Here is a 671-nt window from a genome sequence, read left to right on the forward strand (position 1 = left end):
CGTGGGTAGGATCACAATGCCCTTCTCCTGCTGTAGCGTCGCCACGGAAACTTCATCCATCAGCTTGCTCAACATACCGGAGCCGGAGACGATCTCAAGCATGTTCTTTTCCGCTTCATCAACGATGGTGACGCCCTGGGATACGTTTTGCGCGGTGACGTCAATCAGTGATTTGATGCTTTTTGCCGCCTCAGCGCTGCGGTGGGCAAGATGACGCACCTCACCGGCCACCACCGAGAAGCCTTTACCGTGCTCCCCTGCCCGCGCCGCTTCTACCGCCGCATTCAGCGCCAAAATATTTGTCTGGAAGGCAATGCCGTCAATCAGGGAGATAATCTCCGTCATCTGACGCGCGCAGTCGGTAATGGATTGCATATTGGCCGCCACCTGCGTCATCAACTCGCCCCCCTGACGTGCGCAGCGTGTCGCCTCGCCCGCCTGCTGGCTGGCAAGCTGGGTATTGCCCGCGTTATTTTTGGTGCTGGCTGCCATCTGCTCCATGCTGGATGCCGTCTGGATAAGCGCCGCCGACTGCTCCTCGGTCTTTACCGACAGTTCGGTACTACGAGCAGCGAGCTGTTCAGAGAGATCCATCGCAGACTGGGAGGAGGCACGAATTTCACTTACCAGAGTAGCAATGTTGCTGGCGAGACCGTTAATGCCAGGGATCA

General features: G+C 57.5%; 1 protein-coding gene. It reads right to left on the reverse strand.

All coding sequences use genetic code 11. From position 1 onward, the window contains the following. The coding region (locus tag FN633_RS02790; protein ID WP_243731468.1) for a methyl-accepting chemotaxis protein at window positions 1–671 on the reverse strand (671 nt) is incomplete at both ends.

The organism is Pseudescherichia vulneris (assembly GCF_902164725.1).
Lineage (GTDB): Bacteria > Pseudomonadota > Gammaproteobacteria > Enterobacterales > Enterobacteriaceae > Pseudescherichia > Pseudescherichia vulneris.